The organism is Streptomyces sp. NPDC026589, from assembly GCF_040638385.1.
GTDB lineage: Bacteria > Actinomycetota > Actinomycetes > Streptomycetales > Streptomycetaceae > Streptomyces.
Window position 1 is genome coordinate 106,194 of record NZ_JBEZYG010000014.1, and the last position, 22,307, is coordinate 128,500.

Annotated in this window: 19 protein-coding genes and 1 pseudogene; 8 read left to right on the forward strand and 12 right to left on the reverse strand. The window is 71.9% G+C overall.

Going from position 1 to position 22,307, the window contains the following annotated elements:
• The 5 genes from AB0F29_RS24115 (at window position 1) to AB0F29_RS24135 (ending at window position 5,227) form a co-directional block, all read left to right on the forward strand.
• Complete coding sequence (locus tag AB0F29_RS24115) at window positions 1-3,381, forward strand: hypothetical protein (RefSeq protein WP_361875407.1); 3,381 nt, start codon at window positions 1-3, stop codon at window positions 3,379-3,381.
• A 9-nt stretch (window positions 3,382-3,390) separates the two neighbouring features.
• A complete protein-coding gene (locus AB0F29_RS24120) occupies window positions 3,391-3,723 on the forward strand; it encodes a hypothetical protein (protein WP_361875410.1) in 333 nt (110 codons plus the stop codon).
• 66 nt (window positions 3,724-3,789) lie between these two features.
• A complete protein-coding gene (locus AB0F29_RS24125; RefSeq protein ID WP_361875413.1) occupies window positions 3,790-4,734 on the forward strand; it encodes an N-acetylmuramoyl-L-alanine amidase in 945 nt (314 codons plus the stop codon).
• Window positions 4,735-4,739: 5 nt separating this feature from the next.
• The gene (locus AB0F29_RS24130) at window positions 4,740-4,967 is read left to right on the forward strand and encodes a hypothetical protein (RefSeq protein WP_361875416.1); all 228 of its coding nucleotides are present in this window, start codon (window positions 4,740-4,742) and stop codon (window positions 4,965-4,967) included.
• Window positions 4,964-5,227 carry a hypothetical protein gene (locus tag AB0F29_RS24135; RefSeq protein WP_361875419.1) on the forward strand — a complete coding sequence of 88 codons (264 nt, stop codon included), beginning with the start codon at window positions 4,964-4,966 and terminating at the stop codon, window positions 5,225-5,227. The genes AB0F29_RS24130 and AB0F29_RS24135 overlap by 4 nt, the downstream gene beginning before the upstream one ends.
• Before the next feature lie 55 nt (window positions 5,228-5,282).
• Here AB0F29_RS24135 and AB0F29_RS24140 read toward each other — a convergent pair whose 3' ends face one another.
• Both AB0F29_RS24140 and AB0F29_RS24145 read right to left on the reverse strand, forming a co-directional pair.
• Window positions 5,283-5,489, reverse strand: a complete 207-nt coding sequence (locus tag AB0F29_RS24140; RefSeq protein WP_361875422.1) for a DUF397 domain-containing protein — start codon at window positions 5,487-5,489, stop codon at window positions 5,283-5,285.
• Window positions 5,486-6,346, reverse strand: coding sequence for a helix-turn-helix transcriptional regulator (locus AB0F29_RS24145; RefSeq protein WP_361875770.1), 861 nt, complete (start codon window positions 6,344-6,346; stop codon window positions 5,486-5,488). The genes AB0F29_RS24140 and AB0F29_RS24145 overlap by 4 nt, the downstream gene beginning before the upstream one ends.
• A gap of 277 nt (window positions 6,347-6,623) precedes the next feature.
• On the opposite strand from AB0F29_RS24145, the gene AB0F29_RS24150 reads away from it, so the two are divergent.
• Window positions 6,624-7,010: an ATP-binding protein gene (locus AB0F29_RS24150; RefSeq protein ID WP_361875773.1), complete on the forward strand. Its 387-nt coding sequence runs from the start codon at window positions 6,624-6,626 to the stop codon at window positions 7,008-7,010.
• A gap of 314 nt (window positions 7,011-7,324) precedes the next feature.
• On the opposite strand, the pseudogene AB0F29_RS24155 reads toward AB0F29_RS24150, so the two are convergent.
• The 8 genes and pseudogenes from AB0F29_RS24155 to AB0F29_RS24190 form a co-directional block, all read right to left on the reverse strand.
• Window positions 7,325-8,122, reverse strand: a pseudogene (locus tag AB0F29_RS24155) (AMP-binding protein); the annotation flags it as partial.
• Window positions 8,123-8,308: 186 nt separating this feature from the next.
• On the reverse strand, window positions 8,309-9,502 hold the full coding sequence (locus AB0F29_RS24160) for an acyl-CoA dehydrogenase family protein (protein WP_361875425.1): 1,194 nt from the start codon (window positions 9,500-9,502) through the stop codon (window positions 8,309-8,311).
• On the reverse strand, window positions 9,499-11,478 hold the full coding sequence (locus tag AB0F29_RS24165; RefSeq protein ID WP_361875428.1) for a biotin carboxylase N-terminal domain-containing protein: 1,980 nt from the start codon (window positions 11,476-11,478) through the stop codon (window positions 9,499-9,501). The genes AB0F29_RS24160 and AB0F29_RS24165 overlap by 4 nt, the downstream gene beginning before the upstream one ends.
• Window positions 11,479-11,485: 7 nt before the next feature.
• On the reverse strand, window positions 11,486-13,084 hold the full coding sequence (locus AB0F29_RS24170) for a carboxyl transferase domain-containing protein (protein ID WP_361875431.1): 1,599 nt from the start codon (window positions 13,082-13,084) through the stop codon (window positions 11,486-11,488).
• Window positions 13,081-14,814, reverse strand: coding sequence for an acyclic terpene utilization AtuA family protein (locus AB0F29_RS24175; RefSeq protein WP_361875434.1), 1,734 nt, complete (start codon window positions 14,812-14,814; stop codon window positions 13,081-13,083). The genes AB0F29_RS24170 and AB0F29_RS24175 overlap by 4 nt, the downstream gene beginning before the upstream one ends.
• On the reverse strand, window positions 14,811-15,617 hold the full coding sequence (locus tag AB0F29_RS24180) for a TIGR03084 family metal-binding protein (RefSeq protein WP_361875437.1): 807 nt from the start codon (window positions 15,615-15,617) through the stop codon (window positions 14,811-14,813). The genes AB0F29_RS24175 and AB0F29_RS24180 overlap by 4 nt, the downstream gene beginning before the upstream one ends.
• Before the next feature lie 149 nt (window positions 15,618-15,766).
• Window positions 15,767-16,522, reverse strand: a complete 756-nt coding sequence (locus AB0F29_RS24185) for a methyltransferase domain-containing protein (protein ID WP_361875440.1) — start codon at window positions 16,520-16,522, stop codon at window positions 15,767-15,769.
• Window positions 16,523-16,701: 179 nt separating this feature from the next.
• On the reverse strand, window positions 16,702-17,346 hold the full coding sequence (locus AB0F29_RS24190; protein WP_361875443.1) for a TetR family transcriptional regulator: 645 nt from the start codon (window positions 17,344-17,346) through the stop codon (window positions 16,702-16,704).
• A 90-nt stretch (window positions 17,347-17,436) separates the two neighbouring features.
• Here AB0F29_RS24190 and AB0F29_RS24195 point away from each other — a divergent pair, with 90 nt between their 5' ends.
• Window positions 17,437-18,393, forward strand: a complete 957-nt coding sequence (locus AB0F29_RS24195) for an oxidoreductase (RefSeq protein WP_361875446.1) — start codon at window positions 17,437-17,439, stop codon at window positions 18,391-18,393.
• Between the two features lie 80 nt (window positions 18,394-18,473).
• Window positions 18,474-18,716 carry a CopG family transcriptional regulator gene (locus AB0F29_RS24200; protein ID WP_361875449.1) on the forward strand — a complete coding sequence of 81 codons (243 nt, stop codon included), beginning with the start codon at window positions 18,474-18,476 and terminating at the stop codon, window positions 18,714-18,716.
• 401 nt (window positions 18,717-19,117) lie between these two features.
• On the opposite strand, the gene AB0F29_RS24205 is transcribed toward AB0F29_RS24200, so the two are convergent.
• Together AB0F29_RS24205 and AB0F29_RS24210 are read right to left on the reverse strand one after the other, a co-directional pair.
• Entirely contained in the window at window positions 19,118-21,634 is a 2,517-nt protein-coding gene (locus AB0F29_RS24205) for an FtsX-like permease family protein (RefSeq protein WP_361875452.1), read from the reverse strand.
• On the reverse strand, window positions 21,631-22,284 hold the full coding sequence (locus tag AB0F29_RS24210; protein WP_361875454.1) for an ABC transporter ATP-binding protein: 654 nt from the start codon (window positions 22,282-22,284) through the stop codon (window positions 21,631-21,633). The genes AB0F29_RS24205 and AB0F29_RS24210 overlap by 4 nt, the downstream gene beginning before the upstream one ends.
• Between the last annotated feature and the right edge of the window lie 23 nt (window positions 22,285-22,307).

Sequence of the window (22,307 nt, forward strand, 5' to 3'; positions counted from 1 at the left end):
GTGGCGTTCCCTGAGACTCCGCTCGGCCTGCGGGGCGAGCTGATGCTCGGCGGCTCCTGGGTGGACATCACCAAGGACATCTACACGCGGGAGCCGATCCGGATCGTGCACGGCACGGCGAACGAAGGGGCGCAGCCGGACCCGGCAAGCTGCGCTCTCCTGCTCAACAACAAGAACGGGAAGTACAGCCCCCGCAACCCGCTCGGCGAGTATCACGGGCAGCTGCTCCGTAACGCTCGGCTCCACATCACGGTCCCGGCCGAGGAATCGTGGCTCCGCCTCGACGGCGGGCACGCCTCGACGCCGCACTCGGCCGCGCTCGCCACGCCCGGTGACCTCGACCTCCGGGCGGAGATCACCCCGGACGACTGGGTGGTGTACGGGCGGGTCTGGCCGATCATCTCTCGGTGGGAGGGGACGGCGGCGGTCGGCTTCCGGCTGTCCGTGCTTCTCGGCGGTGAGCTGGAACTCGCGTGGTCGGCAACCGGTACGTCGGCCGGCACGCGGGCCGCGGTGAGTACCGCCCCGGTCGACGGCCGGGGCGGGCGCCTGTGCGTGCGCGCGGTCCTCGACGTGGACAACGGCGCGGGCGGCAACACGGCGACCTTCTACGCCGGGCCCACGATGGCGGGCCCGTGGGCGGTCATCGGCTCCCCGGTCGTGAGCGCGGGCACCACGGGCGTCGCCAACCCGACGACTCCGCTCGTGCTGGGGACCATGCTCGGCCTGCCCTACCCGGGCATCGCGATGGCCGGACGCCTGCACCGGGCTGAGGTCCGGTCGGGCATCGGCGGCGCGGTGCTCGCGGGCCCGGACTTCACCGGCTTGGAGGACGGGGCCGCGGGTGTGACGGACGCGGCCGGCCGGGTGTGGTCGCTGACCGGCGCGGCCGTGGTCAGCCGTCGTGAGCCGCTGTTCGTGGGCGAGGTGCCTGACTGGCCCGCGCGGTGGACCGGGTCCGGGGAGGACGCCTACACGCCAGTACAGGCCGCGGGCATCCTGCGGCGGCTCGGCCAAGGGCGGCGCCCACTGGAGTCCACTCTCCGCCGCCGCATTCCCGGCGCTCGGGGCCTGCTGGCGTACTGGCCCATGGAGGACGCGGAGGGGTCGGCGACGCTCTACTCCCCCACCCCCGGGGCCCGACCGCTACGCGTCTCCGGCATGGCGATGGCTGCTGACGACAGCCTGCCCGGGTCGGCTCCGCTGCCGACACTCGACGCGGTCGCGTCCATGTCCGCAACGGTCCCCGCGGCCCCGGCCCCGGGGTGGCATGTCGAGATGGTCTACCGGCTGCCGACACTGCCTGTCGTGCTGACCGAGATCCTGCGGGTGACCATCAGCGGGTCTGCGGCGCGGTCGGCGCACGTGTTCGCCTCGACTTCCGCTATCCGGGTCGAGGCGCGGAACGCGGACGGCGAAACGCTCGCGTTCTTCGACTTCACTACCGCAGCCGCCATTACAGACTTTGCCGCGGTCTGGAATCGGCTTGCCATCTATGTCACGGACATCGGTGGTGGACAAACACGTCTCGCCGCCGCGTGGCGGGACATCACGAACGGTGGCCGGTGGCGGGCCTCGACCACGTACAGCGGAACCATGGGGACCGCCGCGGCCGTGGTCGGTAACTGGGGCGGGGCCACGCAGGGGATGAGCGTCGGCCACCTCGCCGCATTCAGCGTCCCCGGTACCCCTGACGGCACGATCGCCGCGCCTGGCGTGACGATCTATGACGGTGCCGACGGCGGATACGCCCGCGAGTCGGCCGTCGACCGCGTCCGCCGCCTGGCCGTCGAGGAACCGCTCCTGCGGCTCTCGGCGCGGGACGGCGATATCGGCACCCCGGCCGAGCGAATGGGCCCGCAGGGGCGCGCGGAGCTGCTGACGCTGCTCGGCGAGGTCGTCGACACCGACGCCGGAATTCTGGCGGAGACGATGGACCGGCTCGGGCTCGTCTACCGGGACCGGGCCACCCTCTACAACCAGGAACCGACGCTCGTCCTCGACTACGCGGCCGGCCAGGTCTCGCCGCCTCTGGAGCCTGCCGAGGACGACGCCGACCGGCCGAACGATGTGACCGTGACGCGGGCGGGCGGCTCGTCTGCCCGCGTTGTCGTCGAGGAGGGCCCCAACAGCGCCCGCCCGCCGGAGGAGGGAGGTATCGGCGCGTACGAGGAGGCGGTGACGCTGTCGCTCGGCAGCGACGACCAGGCCCGCCCGATCGCCGGGTGGCGGGCCCACCTGGGCACGTGGGATGAGGCCCGGTACCCGACGGTCCGCGTCGAGCTCCACCGGCGGCCGGAGTTGATCCCGGCCGCGCTCCGGCTGCGCGTCGGGGACCTCGTACGGATCACAAATCCGCCCATGTACACCGGGCCGGGCCCGCTCGACCTGATCGTGCGGCGGATCGAGCACGAGCCGCGCCCCCGGGCGTGGGTGCTCACCCTCGGCTGCACACCGGCCGGGCCGTACGCGGTCGGTGTGGTCGGCGATACGGTGCGCGGCCGGGTGGACACCTCCGGCACGGTGCTCGCCGCCCCGGTATCGGCAGACGCTACGGCGTGGCCGATCACCGTGACGGCGGGCCGCGACTGGATCACCAGCGCGGAGTACCCGGCCGAGTTCTCGTTCGACGTGGTCGCGGGCGGTGAAGTTTCCACGTGCACCGGGATTACGGGCGTCGCCGAGGATACTTTTGCCCGGACTGTCACCGGGGGGTGGGGGGTCGCCGACTCCGGGCAGACATGGGTGACGGACGGGGGCGCAGCCTCCGGATACGCCGTGGCATCCGGCACCGGGCGGATCCTGCTCCCACCGGGCGTCTTCCTCGCTGCCGTCGTACCGGTCAGCACACCGGATGTGGACATGACGGTGGACTACATGCTGCCCGTCGGTCCCGCCGGAGACAGCGCATACGTCTACCCGGTGGTGCGGTACGCAGACGGCACGCACATGTACTTCGCCCGAGTGCAGATCGGGTCTACCGGCGCCATGTCTCTGACCCTCCGTAAACGCGTCGGATCGGAAACTCTCCTCGCGTCGTACCCAACGGGCATGACGCACGCCCCCGGCGTCTGGTACCGGGTGCGGCTCGCGGTACAGGGCAGCACCCTGATGGCCCGCACGTGGCTGCGCTCCGCCCCGGAGCCGACCGCGTGGCAGGTGACTGCCACGGACACGGATCTTGTTGCCCCCGCCTCCGTCGGGCTCCGCGGATTCATCGGGGGCAGCACCACCAACACCCCGCCCTACGCCATGCACTTTGCAGGCCTGCATGTCGGACCGCAGGCGATGGCGGTAGCCCGCGCCGTCAACGGCGTCCGCAAGGGTCACGCCGCCGGCACGGACGTGCGGCTCGCCCACCCCACCATCGTCGCCCTGTAGGAGGCACCCATGGCAGTACCCGCCACCCTGTGGCGACCCGGCATGCGCATCACGGACGCCCGACTCAACGCCAAGGACTACCAAGCAGGCGTCCTGCTCGTGTCCTTCACCAACCTGGCGTCGTACCTGCTGAATCAGACGTTTCCTGACCCGTTTCCGGTGGCTCCGGTCATGGATGTGGAAATCGCGTCGGGTGCGGGGACCACAGGTCGGTTTGAGGCCCGCGCGATCAACGTCACTGCCACCGGCTGGACGCTGTTCGTCCTGATCACGGACGCAGCCGAGGGCCCCGACACGTGGTCGGGCGTGCCGATCCACTGGACTGCCCGCATGCCCACCTGACCACCGCACCGCCGCCGCCCCGCGCCGATCCTGCCGGGGCCTTTTACATGTCTGGAGACACCCCTCATGGCCACACCGCTCACTGCCTCCCGGCTGCTCGACGCCATCCAGGGCGAGGGCGTTCACGTCGTCGAGGTCGACGGATGGCGCACCCGTAGCCGCAACCACAAGGGCCCGTGGGGGCCGACCCACGGCGTGATGATCCACCACACCGTGACCACCGGCACCGCCGCGTCCGTACGGCTGTGCAAGGACGGGCACAGCAGCCTGCCGGGCCCGCTCTGTCACGGCGTCATCGCCAAGGACGGGTCCGTACACCTCGTGGGGAACGGCCGGGCGAATCACGCCGGGCTCGGCGACGACGACGTTCTGCGCGCCGTCATCGCCGAGAAGGCGCTCCCCCCGGACAACGAGGCCAACACCGACGGCAACCGGCATTTCTACGGCTTCGAGTGCGTCAACCTCGGCGACGGCCGCGACCCGTGGCCGGCCGAGCAGGTTGAGGCAATCGCCCGCGCGGCGGCCGGTATCTGCCGGGCGCACGGGTGGGGTGCGGCGTCCGTGGTCGGCCACTCCGAGTGGCAGCCGGGCAAGATCGACCCGCGCGGGCCGATCGGCAAGCCGGGCGGGCCCGAGTTGACTATGGCGCGTATCCGGGCCCGCGTCGCGGAGCTGCTGAAGCTCGACGAGCCGACCGCGCCGAGCACCCCCTCGAAGCCCAAGCCGACCGCGCCGAAGCCGAAGCCGTACGCGCCGCCGAAGTTCCCGGCGGGTCTCGCGCCGGGCCGCAAGACGCCGTCGGCGAAGCCCCTTCAGCGCGCGCTAAAGACGGCCGGGTTCATGTCCAAGGGCATCCCCGAGGCCGACTCGTACGGGCCCGCCACACAGGCCGCCGTCGCCCGCTTCCACCAGGCGCACCCCGCGTACAGGGCCCGGGGCCTGCACTATGACCCCGCCATCGGCCCCCGCGGATGGGCCGCACTCCACACCATCGCCAACCGGAAGAAGTGAACAGTATGAAGACCAGCACCAGGCGCACGATCCGCACCGCCATCCAGGCTGCCGTTGGTGTCGCGGTCGCGCTCCCCGCGATCGTCGCCGCATCCGGCATCCCCGAGTCCCTGCCGTGGGTCGCCGGGGCCCTCGCCGTCGCGGCCGGCCTCGCCCGGGTCATGGCGCTCCCTGCGGTGGAGCAGCTGCTCGACCGCGTCGGGCTCGGCCTGGTCGAGGACGGGCGCCCGTGAGCATCCCTACCCCGTCCGACCCGGCCGCCGTCGCCGTCGAGCTTGAGAAGCTGCGCGGCACGATGGAGACCGGATTCGCGACGGTCAACGGCAGCCTGGCCCTTGTCGCTCAGCGCACCGACCAGACCGACCGCACCCTGACCGACCACGAACAGCGCCTCGACGCCCTCGAACGCGCCCGGTGGCCCCTGCCCAGCATCGCCGCCCTGGTCGCCGTGATCGGCCTCGCCCTGACCCTGTGGCAGCTGGCCCAGAAGTAACCGCGCCCCCTCCCGCGTAGTGCGGGAGGGGGCGGTTTCGTCGTGTCCGGGGGTGCTACAGGGCGCCGTCGGCGACCGCGCCGACCATGACCGCCAAGGCGTCACGGCTGAAGACGATGGCCGGGCCGTGCGGGTGCTTGCTGTCGCGGACGGCAACGCCGCCGTCGAGGAGGCCGCACTCCACACAGTCCGACTGTGCACCGGACGCGGAGGACTTCCACCAGGTGACAGGGAGACTCGACGAATTCGGGATGGTGGTCATTTCTTGTCCCTTATCTCTCTGATCATGTCCACCGATTTACCGGTAGACAGCGCCGCCGCGCGCAGCTGCTCGGCAGCGTCCTGATACATGGCTACGTCGTCGCGCTCCTCGACGTACAGAGCGCTGGTCAGGCTCTCCACATGCACGACGGAGAGGTCAGCGTGCGCACCGTAGCCGAGGATCGACCAGGCCCCCATTTGCCCGACGTGCGGGGCGGCGGCGGACGGCAGCACCTGGACTGTGATGGTCGGTCGGGCAGCAAGGGCGAGTAGCCGTCCCAGCTGGTCATGCATGATCCGGTCGTCTGAGCACTGCGTTCGTAGGGCCGACTCGCCGATGATTGCCCACAGAGTGAGCGGATCCTCGCGGGTCAACACAGACTGCCGAGCGAGACGGACCTCAACGAGCGCGTCTACGCGGTCCTCGACGGCTGCACTCATGGCGGTTGCAGCGATTATCTGCCGGGCGTACTCGCCAGTCTGGAGCAGCCCGGGGATGACGGACGGCTGCCACGTGCTGATCTGGTCGGCCTCGCTCTCCAGGCTGATCAGATCCTCGTATGCGGGCGAGAGCACGTTCCGATACGACTGCCACCACCCGCGGCGTGCCCCTTCGCGCGTCAGTTTCAGCAGGCTGCTGCGGAGTGATTCGTCAGTCACCCCGAGCGCGTCGAGGATGGTCGCGACGTCACCCGCGCTCGCGGCGGTTTTCGCCGTCTCGATACGCGAGATTTTGGCGCCGTTGAGCCGTCCGCCGGACGCCGTCGCGATGTCCTCTTGCTTCAAGCCTCGCTGCTCGCGCATGGCGCGGAGGGTGCGGCCGAGCTGCCGCCGTCGCACTGTCGGTGCGCTCACCATCGCCGCCTCTCGAATGTGGTCGCGACCAGTTTGCCGCCCCGCACCCTGGTGTGTCACCTCGGCCACCTCCGCCTACACGCATTCTCACGGGCATATGCAAATTTACATTTCATCCCTACGACACTTGCATGGATCACTGTATGCGCGGCACTCTGACGGTGTCGTTTACAGCCGGAGAAAGTCACCCGGGCCTGAAAACGCCCGGGAGTAAGGGGTCAGCATGATGACCATGGGTGCACGCGTGTTACCGCCGCTAGGGGCAGACGGGCCCCCCTTGGTGCCGCCACAGCTGATCCTTGCGGCTGAGCCGCAGTCGGTCCGAGCCGCCCGCCGCTTCGTCCGCGAGGCCGCGAGCTACCAGGAGCCGGAGACTCCCGAGGGCGCCCTCGGCACTCTGGAGCTGCTGGCGTCCGAGCTGGCGACGAACGCCGTCCGGTACGGCGCGAGGCTGGCCGGTACGTCCATTCGGGTGGTTGTCGATGCCAGGCCGGGGCGTACGAGGGTCGAGGTGCACGACGAGTGCCCGACCCTGCCGTACATCCGGCCTCTGTCGTCCCTCGCCGAGCGGGGGCGCGGGCTGCTGCTCGTATCGCTCATGGCCGCCGCATGGGGGGCCGCAGACCGCGACGGCGGGAAATGCGTGTGGGCGGCGGTGACGTGGTGACCCGGTCGGCCACACAGTGGGCCATCGTGACGGACGACATGGTTCTGTACCGGGCGGTGATAGACCACACGGCGCAGTGCGAGACCTGCCGGGCCGAACGGCCGTGCCCGTACGGCTCCCGGCTCTCCCAGCTGGCGAGGGTGGCGCGGGACATCACCCGCGATCACCGGGGGGGCGGGGCGGACGGCGCGATTTCCGTCAGGGTCGGTGCGGACTCCGGGATGCCCACGGGGCCGCACTGCCGGGCCGCGACACTGGCCAATCGGCCGGCCGTACACCTGGAGTGCGGCCGACCGGGCAACTGCGCGTGCTACTGCCACACGGACGGTGCGCCCACACGGTAGGAAGGCCGCAACGCGCCCCCGGGACAAGATAGGTCCCGGGGGCGCGTTGTGTTGTCAGACTATCGGGCCACCATGCAGTCATTTAGACCCGTAGATGTGGAAGAAGGGGAGGACGGCCAGGATGCGGTCGCCCTCGCCCATCGGGATGAACGGTCTCAGCTGCTCCAGGTTGGTCGCGATCGAGCGGTGCGTGAGCATCACGCCCTTGGGCGTGCCCGTCGTGCCGGAGCTGTACGGGAGCGCCGCGACGTCCTCGGCCGGGTCGATGGCGATCGTAGGCACGGGGGCGGTGGAGGACAGCATGTCCAGGATGGAGGGGTGGCCCTCCGCCCGGTCGCAGACGTAGATCTCCCGTACGCCGCCGGTCAGTTCGGCCGCGCGGCGGGCCGTCGCCAGGAGCGGGGAGACCGTGACGATCCACTTCGCCCCGCTGTCGGCGAGCTGTTTGGCGAACTCCTCGGGTGTGGCCAGCGGGTGGACGGTGGTGACGGAGGCCCCGGCGCGGGTGGCCCCGTAGAAGACCGCCGGGTAGGCGATGGTGTTCGGGCTGTGGAGGGCGAGGACGTCGCCCTTGCGGAGACCGGCCTCGGCGAGCGCGGCGGCGATGCGCCGGTGGAAGCCGTCGAGCTGGGCGTACGTGAGGGAGGCGCCGTTCGTTCCGTCGATCAGGGCGACGGTGTCACCGAACCCGGCGGCCCCGCCGAGGACCGCGTCGTGGATGGGCGTGTCGAGGGCCGGTACGTCTGCGTACTCGCTGCGGAACACCATGGCGGTCCCCTGTCGTCGCGGTCTCCCGCGCCGCCCGGGAGGGGCGGCGCGGGACGCCGTGCGGGTGTGGAGGGTCAGAATCACCCCTGTGGGGGAGGGATGGGGAGAGGTCGGACGCGCTTCTCTCGGGCCGGGCCGTGGCGAACCGGGCCAGGGCGGGCCGGGCCAGGGCGGGGAGGGCGGGGCTCAGTAGGACTTCGGCAGGCCGAGCGTCTGGTGCGAGACGTAGTTCAGGATCATCTCGCGGCTGACCGGGGCGATCCGGGCCACCCGGGACGCGGTGATCAGGGAGGCGAGACCGTACTCGCGGGTCAGGCCGTTGCCGCCGAGGGTGTGCACGGCCTGGTCGACCGCCTTCACGCACGCCTCCCCGGCCGCGTATTTCGCCATGTTGGCCGCCTCGCCCGCCCCGACGTCGTCGCCCTCGTCGTACAGCCGGGCCGCCTTCTGCATCATCAGGCGCGACAGCTCCAGGTCGATGTGCGCGGTGGCCAGGGGGTGCGCGATGGCCTGGTGGGAGCCGATCGGGGCCTTCCAGACCTGCCGGGTACGGGCATACTCGACGGCCTTGGAGAGCGCGAAGCGGCCCATGCCGATGCCGAAAGCGGCCGTCATGATCCGTTCGGGGTTGAGTCCCGCGAAGAGCTGGAGGAGGCCCGCGTCCTCGTCGCCGACCAGGGCGTCGGCCGGGAGCCGTACGTCGTCCAGGAACAGCTCGAACTGCTTCTCGGGGGCGTGTAGTTCCATGTCGATCTGGTTCCGGCCGAAACCCTCGGCGTCGCGCGGGACGATGAACAGGCAGGGTTTGAGTTTCCCGGAGCGGGCGTCCTCGGTGCGGCCGACGATCAGCGTGGCGTCGGCTATGTCGACACCGGACACGAAGACCTTGCGGCCGGTGAGCAGCCAGTCGGCGCCCGGGCCCGTGCCGTCGCGGCGGGCGGTGGTGGTGATGCGGTGGGAGTTGGAGCCGGCGTCGGGCTCGGTGATGCCGAAGGCCATGGTGAGGCTGCCGTCGGCGAGGCCCGGCAGCCAGGTGCGTTTCTGTTCGGCGGTGCCGAAGCGGGCGATGACCGTGCCGCAGATCGCGGGCGACACGATCATCATGAGGAGGGGCGAGCCGGCGGCTCCCAACTCCTCCAGGACAATGGAGAGTTCGGCCATGCCGCCGCCTCCGCCGCCGTACTCCTCAGGGAGGTTCACCCCGAGGTAGCCGAGCTTGGCGGCCTCCGCCCACAGCTCGTCGGTGTGGTTGCCCTCGCGGATGACGGTGGTCATGTAGTCACGCCCGTACCGCTTGCCGAGGGCGGCGACGGCGGCGCGCAGGGCCTGGTGCTCTTCGGTTTCGAGGGTCGTGCCGACGGCGGTGCGTGCGGTGCTCATGCGGTCTCCTCCGGTACGGGGATGGCGGCCGGGTCCTCCTGGACCACGGCGAGCAGCGCGCCGACCTCGACCTGGAGTCCGGGGGCGGCGTGCAGGGCGGCGAGGGTGCCGGATGCGGGGGCGAGGATGCGGTGCTCCATCTTCATCGCCTCCAGCCAGATCAACGGCTGCCCGGCCTCGACCGGGGCCCCGGCGGCCAGGCCCTCCGCGAGGCGGACGACGGTCCCGGGCATCGGGGCGAGCAGGGAGCCCGGTTCGGTGTGCGTGGCGGGGTCGGTGAAGCGGGGCAGGGCGGTGAAGGCGTACGAGGCGGCGTCGGCGTCCACGTACACCCGGTCGCCGTCACGGTCCGCGGTGACCATGAAGTGCCGCACCACACCGCCCACTTCGAGGGCGACCCGGTCCGGTGTGACGGCGAGGACCCGGACGCCCCGGGCGTCGTGCGGTTCCGGGACGCCGGTGCGCGGGGTGCGGTAGGCGACCTCGTGCTCGGTCCCGCCGGGTTCGCTCCGGTAGCGCTTGACCTGCGGTCCCGATGCCACGTTGCGCCAGGCCCCGAAGCGGGTGGGGGCGGGGCCGCCGGAGGCGGCGGCGCGGACGGCTGCCGCCAGGGCCGCGGCGAGGGCGGCCGTCGCCGGGTCCCGGCCGGGGGCCGGGGCGGTCAGGGCCGCCAGGTGCCGGTCGTAGAACCCGGTGTCCAGGCGCGCCGCCGCGAAGTCCGGGTGGCGCAACGACCGTACGAGCAGGTCGCGGTTGGTGACCGGGCCGTGGATCCGGGCCCGCTCCAGCGCGCGGGCCAGCAGCCGGACGGCCCCGGCCCGGGTCGGGGCGTGCGCGATCACCTTGGCGAGCATCGGGTCGTAGTGCACGCCGATGGTGTCGCCGCCGGTGTACCCGGTGTCCAGGCGCAGACCCGGCCCCTCCGGCACGTCCAGGGCGCGGAGGACCCCGGTCTGCGGCTGCCAGCCGCGGGCGGGGTCCTCGGCATAGAGCCGGGCCTCGACCGCGTGGCCCGACGGCGACGGGGGCGTCGGTTCCAGCGGCTCGCCCTCGGCCACCCGCAGTTGCAGGGCGACCAGGTCGAGCCCGAACACGGCTTCCGTGACCGGGTGTTCGACCTGGAGGCGGGTGTTCATCTCCAGGAAGTACGGGCGCCCCTCGGCGGAGACCAGGAACTCCACGGTCCCCGCGCCCCGGTAGCCCACGGCACGGGCCGCCGCGACGGCCGCCTCGTGGAGCCGGGTGCGCAGGGCGTCGTCCAGGCCCGGGGCGGGGGACTCCTCGATGACCTTCTGGTGGCGGCGCTGGAGCGAGCAGTCCCGGGTGCCGAGCGCCCACACCGTGCCGTGCTCGTCCGCCATGACCTGGACCTCGACGTGCCGGCCGCGCTCCACGTACGGCTCGGCGAAGACCTCGCCGTCCCCGAAGGCGGACGCGGCCTCGGCGGCGGCCGCCAGCAGCTCGCCCGGGAGTGCGTCGAGTTCGCGGACGATCCGCATACCGCGTCCGCCGCCGCCGGACGCCGCCTTCAGCAGCAGCGGCAGCTCGTCGGGGCCCGCCGTCGCCGGGTCCACGGGGGCCAGCAACGGCACCCCCGCCCCGGCCATCAGCTCCTTGGCCCGGGTCTTGGACGCCATCAGCTCGATGGCCTTCGCCGGCGGGCCCACCCACACCAGGCCCGCGTCCCGCACGGCGGCGGCGAAGGCGGCGTTCTCGGAGAGGAAGCCGTACCCGGGGTGCACGGCGTCCGCCCCGGCGGCCAGCGCGGCGGCCACGACGAGGTCGCCGCGCAGATACGTGTCGGCGGGGGCCGCGCCCGGCAGCCGTACGGCGAGGTCGGCCTCCCGTACGTGCAGGGCGTCGGCGTCCGCGTCGGAGTGCACGGCGACCGTGGTGATGCCCAGGTCACGGCAGGTGCGGAAGATCCGGCAGGCGATCTCGCCCCGGTTGGCTACGAGCAGGGTGCCGATGGTCATCTGGGCCTCACATCCGGAAGACGCCGAAGCCGCCACGGGCGCCCTCGACCGGTGCGGTGTGGATCGCGGACAGGCACATGCCGAGGACGGTCCGGGTGTCGCGCGGGTCGATGACCCCGTCGTCGTACAGCCGCCCGGACAGGAACACCGGCAGCGACTCCGCCTCGATCTGCTGCTCCACCATCGCCCGCAGACCGGCGTCCGCCTCGTCGTCGTACGGCTGCCCCTTCGCGGCGGCGGAGGCGCGGGCGACGATGGACAGGACCCCGGCGAGCTGCTGCGGTCCCATGACGGCGGACTTGCTGCTCGGCCAGGCGAAGAGGAAGCGCGGATCGAAGGCGCGGCCGCACATGCCGTAGTGGCCGGCCCCGTAGGACGCCCCCATCAGGACCGAAAGATGCGGGACCTTCGAGTTGGCGACCGCGTTGATCATCATCGCGCCGTGCTTGATGATGCCGCCCTGCTCGTACTCCTTGCCGACCATGTAGCCGGTGGTGTTGTGGAGGAAGAGCAGCGGGATGTCGCGCTGGTTCGCCAACTGGATGAACTGGGCGGCCTTCTGCGACTCCTCGCTGAAGAGGACCCCCTGCGCGTTGGCGAGGATCCCGACCGGGTAGCCGTGCAGCCGCGCCCAGCCGGTGACCAGGCTCGTCCCGTACAGCGGTTTGAACGCGTCAAAGTCCGAGCCGTCGACGAGCCGGGCGATGACCTCGCGCGGGTCGAAGGGCGCTTTCAGATCCCCCGGCACGATGCCGAGCAGCTCGTCCTCGTCGTACGCGGGCGGCTCGGCGGGGCCCGGATCGGCGTGCGCTTTCCGCCAGTTGAGGCGGGCGACGATGCGCCGGGCCTGGCGGATCGCGTCCTGCTCGTCGACGGCGAAGTGGTCGGCGAGCCCGGAGGTGCGGGCGTGCATCTCGGCGCCGCCGAGGGACTCGTCGTCGCTCTCCTCGCCGGTCGCCATCTTCACCAGCGGCGGTCCGCCGAGGAAGACCTTGGACCGCTCCTTGATCATCACCACGTGGTCGGACATGCCGGGGACGTACGCGCCTCCGGCGGTCGAGTTGCCGAACACGACGGCCACGGTGGGGATTCCGGCGGCGGAGAGCCGGGTGAGGTCGCGGAAGAGGGCCCCGCCCGGGATGAAGATCTCCTTCTGGGACGGCAGGTCGGCCCCGCCCGACTCCACCAGGCTGATGGCAGGGAGCCGGTTGGCGAAGGCGATCTCGTTGGCGCGCAGAGCCTTCTTCAGCGTCCACGGGTTCGAGGCCCCGCCGCGTACGGTCGGGTCGTTGGCGGTGATCAGGCACTCGACGCCCTCCACCACCCCGATCCCCGTGACGAGCGCGGCGCCGACCGCGTAATCGCTGCCCCAGGCGGCCAGCGGCGACAGCTCCAGGAACGGGGTGTCGGGGTCGACGAGCAGCTCGATCCGCTCGCGGGCCGGGAGCTTGCCGCGCTTGCGGTGCCGGGCGACGTACTTCTCACCGCCGCCCGCGAGCGCCTTGGCGTGCTCGGCCTCCAGCTCGGCGAGCTTGGCCACCATGGTGGCCCGGTCGGCCGCGTACTCGGGGCCGTCGGTGTCGAGCCCGGTGGGCAGGACGGTCATGCGGTCACCTCCGGGAGCGGGACGCCTTCCAGCAGCGGTACGGGCACGGGGAGCCACCGGGACCGCAGCCACTCCCCCAGCGCCTTGGCCTGCGGGTCGAAGCGGGCCTGGGCGGCGACGCCCTCACCCAGGAGGCCGTGGACGGTGAAGTTCAGGGCGCGGAGATTGGGCAGGACATGGCGCACGACGGTCAAGTCGGCGCACTCCGGCAGCAGTTCTTGGAACCGCTCGACGGTCAGCTCGTGCGCCAGCCACCGCCAGGCGGCGTCGTCGCGCACCCAGACGCCCACGTTGGCGTCGCCGCCCTTGTCGCCGCTGCGGGCGCCCGCGACCAGACCGAGGGGTGCGCGCCGGGTGGGGGTGGAGGCGGGATACGGCTCGGGGAGCGGCGGCGCGTCGACCTCGGCCAACTCCCTGGTCCGGGCGGGGGGTTCCTGTATCTCCCTGCGGCCGTCCGGGAGTACGGCGGTGTGCTCGACGTCCGCCGCCGGTACGGGCCTGGCCTCGAACACCCCGTAGGGCGCGCCCTTTCCGGGCGGGGCGGTGACGTGGAAGCCCGGATAGCTGCCGAGGGCCAGCTCCACGGCCGCCCCGGAGACGGCCCGGCCGACCGCGTCGGCGTCCCTGTCGCGGACGACGAGCCGCAGCAGGGCGCTGGCCCGCTCCTCGGTGTCGGCGTCGGCGCGGTCGGTCCGGGCCGGCTCCCAGCGCACCTCGGCCGGGGGGCGCCCGCCGGCCCGTGCCAGGGCGTCGGCGAACTGGCCCCTCACCAGCTCTGCCTTGGCCTCGATGTCCAGGCCGGTGAGGACGAAGACGACCTCGTTGCGCCAGCCGCCGAGCCGGGTGAGCCCCGCCTTGAGGGTGGGCGGCGGGGCCTCGCCGCGTACGCCGCTGACGCGGACCCGGTCCGGGCCGTCCGGGGTCAGCCTCACGGTGTCGAGGCGGGCGGTGACGTCGGGGCCCGCGTACCGGGCTCCGCCGGTCTCGTAGAGGAGTTGGGCGGTGACGGTGCCGACGTCGACGACCCCGCCCGTACCGTCGTGCTTGGTGATGACCGAGGAGCCGTCGGCGTGGATCTCGGCGAGCGGGAAGCCGGGGCGGCGGAGAAGACGGGCGTCGTGCTCGCGGAAGAACGCGTAGTTCCCGCCGGTCGCCTGCGTGCCGCACTCCAGGACGTGCCCGGCGACGACGGCTCCCGCGAGCGCGTCCAGGTCGTCCGGGCCCCAGCCGAAGTGGGCGGCGGCGGGCCCGGTGACCAGGGCCGCGTCGGTGACCCGGCCGGTGACGACGACATCCGCCCCGGCCCGCAGACAGGCGGCGATCCCGGAGCCGCCGAGGTAGGCGTTGGCGGTGAGGAACCCGTCCGGGACGGGCAGGCTGTCGCCCTCGACGTGGGCGACGGCGACGGGCACGCCGACCTTCTCCGCCAACTGCCGTACGGCGTCGGCCAGTCCGGCCGGGTTGAGGCCGCCCGCGTTGGCGACGATCCGCACCCCGCGCTCGTGGGCGAGGCCGAGCCCTTCCTCCAGCTGGCGCAGGAAGGTGGTGGCGTAGCCCTTGTCCGGGTCCTTGAGGCGGCTCCGGCCGAGGATGAGCATGGTCAGCTCGGCGAGGTAGTCCCCGGTGACGACGTCGAGGGGGCCGCCGGTCAGCATCTCGCGCAGCGCGTCGAAGCGGTCGCCGTAGAAGCCGGAGGCGTTGCCGATCCGGAAGGACGCGGGGGCGCTCACCGGGGGTCGCCCTGCTCCGCGCGGGGCGGGCGGCCCGGCCCGGGAGGCCCCGCGAAGGCCTGGGCGATACCGAGCCACTGGTCGGCGTCGCGTCCCTCGGCGGTGACCGCGAGGTCGGACCGGTGGGCGCGCTGGGTGACCAGGAGGCAGAAGTCGAGGAGCGGGCCGGTGATCCGCTGGGCAGCGCCGTCCGGGCCGTAGGTGATCATCTCGCCGTCGGGCGCGCGTAGCTCGACGCGGAACTCCTCCTCGGGCGCGGCGATCCCGCGTACCCCGTAGGCGTAGTTCCGGGCCCGGACGCCGATCCGCGCCACATGCCGGAGCCGGGTGGTGGGGGCCCGGGTCACCCCGAGGGCGTCGGCGATGTCCTGGGCGTGCGCCCAGGTCTCCATGAGCCGGGCGGTCGCCATGGACGCGATGCTCATCGGCGGCCCGTACCAGGGGATCCGGGTGCCGGCCGGGGCGTCCCTCAGGACCTTGTCGAGCCGTTGCCGCCCCTCCCGCCACCTGGCGAGCAGGGCGCCCGGGTCATGGGCGGCGACCAGCGCCTCGGCCGCCTCGTGGACGAAGGTCTCGGGCGCGGCGAGGGCCTTGGCCACCTCGTCCCCGAACCGGTCCGGTTCGGTGGCGGCCAGCAGCGCGACCTCGTCGGTCCAGCTGAGGTGGGCGATCTGGTGGGCCACGGTCCACCGCTCGGCCGGGGTCGGCCGGCGCCAGCCGGGCCCGTCCAACACCCCTACCAGGGCGTCGAGTTCGTCGCTCTCTTCGCGCAGATCATCGATCACGGCTACGACAGCGGACACGTGCGCTCCCCTCGGGACCGGGTGTGGTGCCCAGGAGCATGGCAGCGCGCCAGGAAACAAGCAAGCACGCTTGCATGATTTATCTGCCGCAGAAAGGCCCGCCGCAGGTCGCGACGGTCACGGGGCTCTCAGCGACGGTCACGGGGCTCTCAGCGGTGTGCGTGGGTGAAGACGAATCGGCCCTCGAATTCGATCACCGGCCCGGGGTGGCGGGTGTCGATCTCGCGCAGCCCCTCCGCCAGCTCCTCGTCGTCGAAGGTGCCGAGGAGCGACATGAAGCGGTTGGCCACCCAAGCCAGCCACTGCTCCTTGGCGATCGACAACTGATACCTCTCGCACGTCACCTCGACCTTCAGACCGCGGGCGGTGAGCACCCTCCTCATGTCCTCGGGGTCGATGTAGGCCTGCTCGTGCAGCTCCACCGCCTTGTCGAACAGCGGATAGTCGATGCGCAACGGCCAGGTCACGATGACCAGCCTTCCTCCCGGAGCGAGCAAGGACGCCAGCGCGCGCAGTGCCGCCGGCACATCGCGAGCGTGATGAATGACGTCCTTGGCCAGCACCCCGTCGAGCCGCCCCGCGTGGGGGAGCTGGACGGACCCGGTCACGAGATCCTCGATGGACGCGCGCACCGGCACGAAGGAAGGCGAAGTCGGCAGTTTCGCCAGCATCTTCGTGGAGGGGTCGACGCACACGACGGTGCGCGCGTGCTCGGCCATGGACCGCGCGTACAGGCCGCTACCGCACCCGATGTCCGCGGCCCGGTTCTGGGGCTGGAGACCGAGCCTGGTGTCGATGCACCGGTTCATCCAGGCGACGAACTCCGGGCTGTGGGCCCAGCTCTCTTCGAAGTCGTCGGCGAGGCGCTCGTAGTGGGCGGCAAGGTCATCGGGCTGCAGGGGCATGTCGCCGTGTCCTCACGTTGCTTCTGCGGGTCGGAGCGGACTACACGATCGGCATGGACGACTCGATGCCATGAGCCAGCCTCACCCGCGCGTCGTTCCCCCGCACAGTGGCATCCGCCATTGGAGCCGGTTCGACGCCGGACGACCCCTGCGGCGCCCCGGTCCGGACACCGGTGGCCCTACCGGGGAGCGCCGGGCGTCCCGGCCGTGTCCAGCGCCGGGGCGAGGAAGGCGAAGGCCCGGTCGGTGAGCGCGGCGGGGTCCTCGACTCCGTCGCTGTCGCTCCAGCGCCGCAGCACGGTGTCGAACGCCGCGAGCGCGGCCCCGGCGGCGAGGCGCGGGGAGAGGTCCGCCACCGGGTCGAGCCCGAGGCGGCGGGCCGTCTCCACGGCGAGGTCGTCGCGCCACTGGGCCTGGTGCTCCAGGAAGCGGGCGCGCAGGGCGGGTGTGCGCAGGATCAGCTGGACGACCCGCAGGGCCCGGCCGGAGTGCTCGGCGCCGTCGGCGCAGGCCGCCATGGCGACCCAGACGGCGTGGCGCAGGGCCGCGGAGGGGGGTTCTGCCTCGGGGCGGGCGGCCAGCTCGGCGCGCATGCCCGTTCCCATGTCGGCCAGGAACTGGACCACCACGTCCTCCTTGGACGCGAAGTACCGGAAGAACGTCCGCTTGGACACGCCGGCGGCGGCGGCGATCGCGTCGACCGTGACCGCGTCGAATCCTTCCCGCGCCATCAACTGGAGTGCCGATTCGGCCAGTTCGTCGGTGACGAGCTGGCGTTTGCGCTGGGCCATGGTCACTGCGGGGCGGGTACTCACGCCCACCATCGTAACGCCATGCCATGTCTGACACTCGGTATCTTTTCGGCGTCCAGTATCGTCTTGACACCGAGTGACACGCACGGCAACGTGTGCCGCATGACAGCACAGGACGGGAAGCAGAAGAAGCCGCGCTGGACCGCCGAGCGGATCCCCGACCAGACCGGCCGGGTCTCCGTGGTCACCGGGGCCAACAGCGGCCTGGGCCTGGCGACCGCCCTGGCCCTCGCCCGCCGGGGCGGGCACGTGATCCTCGCCGTGCGTGACGAGGAGAAGGGACGCCGGGCCGTCGCCGGCATCACCGCCGACCGGCCGGGGGCCTCGCTGGAGGTGCGCCGCCTGGACCTGGCCGACCTCGACTCCGTACGGGCGTTCTCCGACGCCCTGCACGCCGATCACGCGCGGCTGGACACGCTCGTCAACAACGCCGGGGTGATGGCACCGCCCCGCACGGCCAGCGCGCAGGGGCACGAGCTGCAGTTCGCCTGCAACCACCTCGGCCACTTCGCGCTCACCGGGCTGCTGCTCGACCTGCTGGCGGCCGGGCGACAGGACCCGCGCGTCGTCACGGTGACCTCGGTCAACCACCGTAAGGCGCACCTGCGCTTCGACGACCTGAACAGCGAACGCGACTACGGGCCGATGGCCTGCTACGACCGGTCGAAGCTCGCCAACGCCGTCTTCGGGCATGAGCTGCACCGGCGGCTGACCGCGTCCGGCAGCCCGGTCCGGAGCCTGCTGGCACACCCGGGCTACACCGCGACGAACCTTCAGACGAGCGGGCCGACCGGCCTGGTGAAGCTGCTGTTCGGCCACGTTCTGCGGCCCCTCGCCCAGCACCCCGGCGCGGGCGCCCTTCCGCAGCTGTACGCGGCGACCGACCCGGACGCGCGGGGCGGCGACCTCATCGGCCCGGACGGCCCCGGCGAGCTGCGCGGCGGACCGACCCGGGTGGCCCTCGCCCCGGCGGCCGTCGACGCCGCGACCGGGCGGCGGCTGTGGGAGGTGTCGGAGCGGCTGACCGAGGTCCGCTTCCCGCTGCCGGCTCCCGCGTGACGGGGCCGGGGCTCCCCCGGTACTCCAGGCCCCGCAGCGCCTCCCTGCCCTATGGAGGGCAGGGAGGCAAAATCGGCGGCATGAAGAAGACGACCGTGCACCTTCCGGAAGAACGGGAAGTGCGCCTGGATGCCGAGTCCTCCGCGACCGGCGTCAGGAAGGCCGAACTCATCCGGCGGAGCATCGCCTTGCCGCTGGACAGCGCGGAGCGGCAGAAGCGCGCCCGGGAACTGCCCGTCTTCGACAGCGGGCGCTCCCGCACGCCTGACGAGATGGATGACTCGGTGCACGAGCACATCAAACAACGGACCGCGCGTCGTTGATCATCGTCGCCGACTCGGCTCTCCACGCCGCTTTCGACGCCGCACAGGCGGAGCACTCGCAGGCGGGCTGGACGCCTTCCGCATCCTGCCCGCCGACGGCTGAGGGCCCGGCCCCGTCCCCCCGCCGCGGCTCACCCCTCGCGGCGCGGGCCCGTCCGGCTGCGCACCGCGCCGACGCTGGCCCCGATGACCAGGGCGATGGCGAGGTCTCGGCGTCCCGTCTGCCGGGTGCTGGAGCTGTCCGCCGTCGATGTACTTCGCCCGCAAGAAGCGGCCGAAGTCGGCCCGCCGGCTCCGCGACGAACAGCTCATGCCGCTGATCGAAGAGGTCCACGCCGAGTCGGGCGGCGGTTCCACGCCCCTCCGGCCCCGAGTACGGGGCCGGAGGAGCGTGGAGCGGGTCAGGCTTCGGTGCGGTTGAGTGTGTTGCTGATGCGGCGTGGTGCGGCGAGTGCACCGTAGGCCGCGCCGAGGAGGAGGGTCAGGGCGAGGACGGCGCAGACGGCTGTCCAGTCCATGACGACGGGGATGTCGCCGGGCCAGTTCCGTGCGGCGGTCAGGCCCCAGCCGGCGGCGGTGCCGAGGACTGCCGCGAGGGCGGCGATGGTGACCGATTGCCATACGACGATCTGGCGCAGGGTGCCTGGGGACAGGCCGATGCGGTGCAGGCGTACCAGGTCGGGTCGGAGCTCGGCCGCGGAGGAGGTGATGGTGATGCCGAGGACGGTCACCACGGCGGCGAGTGCGAGGCCGAGCATGAGGTACCACAGGGAGGGCGGGGTGAGCTCGGGGCCGGTTTCGATGCGGACGTCCGACATGAGGACGTCGACCGGTTCGAGTGCCTTGGTGAGCTGTTCCTGTAGATCGGGCACGGGGCCGGCGGGGGAGGCGATGACCGAGTAGTCCACGGTCGATGCGCCGAGGGCGCGTGCTGCCTTGGTGGTGATGTAGGCGGAGGCGCGGGTGAGGGTGGTGGCGTTGACGGGGTCGGAAAGGGCAGCGCCGTTGATCTCGCGGCGGGTGTCGGACTGTTCGGGGCTGGTGGGCAGGGAGGTCGGCATGGAGATCGTGACGCGGTCCCCCTTGATGTATTCGGGGGCCAGGACCAGGATGCGGCCCTCTTCGAGAGCTTGCTGTTCCCGGGAGGACCAGGCCCGGCCGGTGAGTGCCTTGAACGTCGTGCCGTCGTCGACAATTCCGATCGTCTGCGTCCGGTTGGCGAACTCTCCGCCTGCCTGCCAGGCGACGCTCCAGGGGGGAGTGAGGGCGGGGGTGACGGAGGCTTCGCGGAGCTCTTCGTCCACTGGGTAGGAGCCCCGGATGATCGGTGTTCCCTCGGGGAAGACGCTGGTGAGGGTCTTCTCGACTTCACTGGGATCACTGCCGGCGAACAGCAGAGCCTCCACCTGGTTGAGGTGGCGGCTGCCGACGTAGGTGGCGCGTTCCTGGGCGGTGACGCTGGACAGGGTGCCGAGGATGCCGACGGTGAGGGCGAGCGCGACGGATCCGATCACGACCGCCGAGACCGGCCGGCGAGGGTCGCGGGCGAACGCGCGCAGGGCGATACGGGCGCTGAGCGTACGGTCGGCCAGACGGGCCAGGCCGCGCAGCACATCTGCGATGCGGGTGAGTACGGCGGCGGACAGGAACACCACAGCCGTGACGGCCGCGGCGGCGGAGACGGTCTCGTTGTCCTGGAGAACCACGGCGAGAGCGATACCGAGCGCGGCGACGCCATACAGCACCGGGGACCACAGGCGGGCTCGCTTGCTGTCACGGAGGGTGGTGCGGGCCCGAGCACGGGCAGGAAGTCCGGCGGGGTACCGCGACGACAGTACGGCCGCCAGGGCCGCCACCGCGACCGACAACAGGACGGTCAGCAGGCCCCCGACCAGCAGCGGGTCGTAGGGGGCGGTGTCCTTGTGGGTGAAGCGGGGCAGCACCGGGCGTGCGGCAAGAGCGAGCAGACTCCCCGCGAGCCACCCGGCGGGAACGGCGGCCAGGCTGGCCGATACCGCTCCGGAGACGGCGGCATACCGCAGGTCCCGGTCCGGCACACCGAGGGCGGCGAGGATCGCGAACTCGGCGCGGGTGCGCCGCATGCGCAGGGCGAACGCCCCCGCGGCGATGACCCCGAGCACGACGATGCCGGGGATGAGCAGCAGTGCGGGCTCGCGCTCGATCATCGTCCGGGAGGCGGAGATGTTCGACCTGGTCTCCAGCCGCAGCCCCTTTTCGCCGATGAGGTTCTGTGCTGTCTCCATCTGGCGGGCGTCACCCGCGAGGAGCAGACCGTAGCTGGACATTGCGGTGTTGGTGCTGTCGTTTCCGGTCTTCGGCCAGGCCCGCAGCTGGCCGGGGGCGGCGAGGTAGTCGTATGCGGTGTGCGCCTGCGGGCTCTCGACCAGTCCGATGATCCGCGCGGGGGCGTCGCGCTTCCACCGATAGGGCAGATGGTCACCGAGGCCCAGTCCGTACGCGTCGGCAAGGGGCCTGCTTACTGCGACCTCCCCCAGCTTCGAGGGGAAGTGTCCCTCCAGCAGCCGGTACCGGCCGCGCATCAGAGGGGATGACCAATCGGTATCCACATAGCGCACGGCAACCGTGCGGTCCTTCGCCCACACGGGGAACTCGCTGTTGTCATCAAGCGCGACCACGGCGATTCCTGGCGCGCGCCGGCGCAACTCTTGTGCGAGCTCGCCCGTCATCACGGGGTCGGAAAGCGTGATGAACCCGTCGGCACCGCCGAGGCTGCTGGTGGCACGCTGTGGCGCCGAAGGAGCAGCCGAGGCGAAAACCCCGGCCGCGAGCGTGGCGAGCAGCACGGGCAGCATGAGCAGCACGAGAAGACCGATACGCCTGCTGCCGCGGCCCACGACGGTGCGCCTGCCGACCAGATGCACATACCCCTTGCTCATGCCACGCCTTCCTCGGCGGTGGTGAAGGAGAGAAGCGTGCCGTCCTGGAGGACGGCGACCTGGTCTGCGTGGGAGAGGTTGGCCGGGTTGTGGGTGCTGAGAACGACGGTGACGCCTTCATCGCGGAGCTGGGCCAGAACGCCCATGATCTCCGCGCCCGTTTTGGAGTCGAGCGATCCTGTGGGCTCGTCCGCCAGAACGAGAGTGCGGCTTCCGACGATGGCACGGGCGATGGCGGCACGCTGCTGCTGCCCGCCGGAGACCTCGGCGGGAAACCGCTGCTCCAGCCCTTCCAGACCGACGCGGCCCATCGCCTCACGTGCTGCCGCGGCCGCGTCCTTACGGGCGGTGCCAGTGGCTTCCAGCGGAAGGCGCACATTCTCGATCAAGGTGAGGTCGGCAAGAAGGCTGAAGTCCTGGTGGACGAAGCCGATCTCGCGAAGCCTCAGCGCGGAAAGCTCGGCCGCGGTGCACGAGTGGAGCTGGCTCCCCAGGACATCGAGAGTTCCGGAGTCAACCCGCTCCAGGCCCGCGATCAGATGGAGCAGGGTGCTCTTGCCGGATCCGCTGGGCCCGGTCAGCGCGGTCAGCGTTCCAGCGGGGAGAGACAACGACACGTCCCGCAGCGCGGTCACGGTCTGCTTCCCCATGGGGAATTTCTTACCGACTTGAG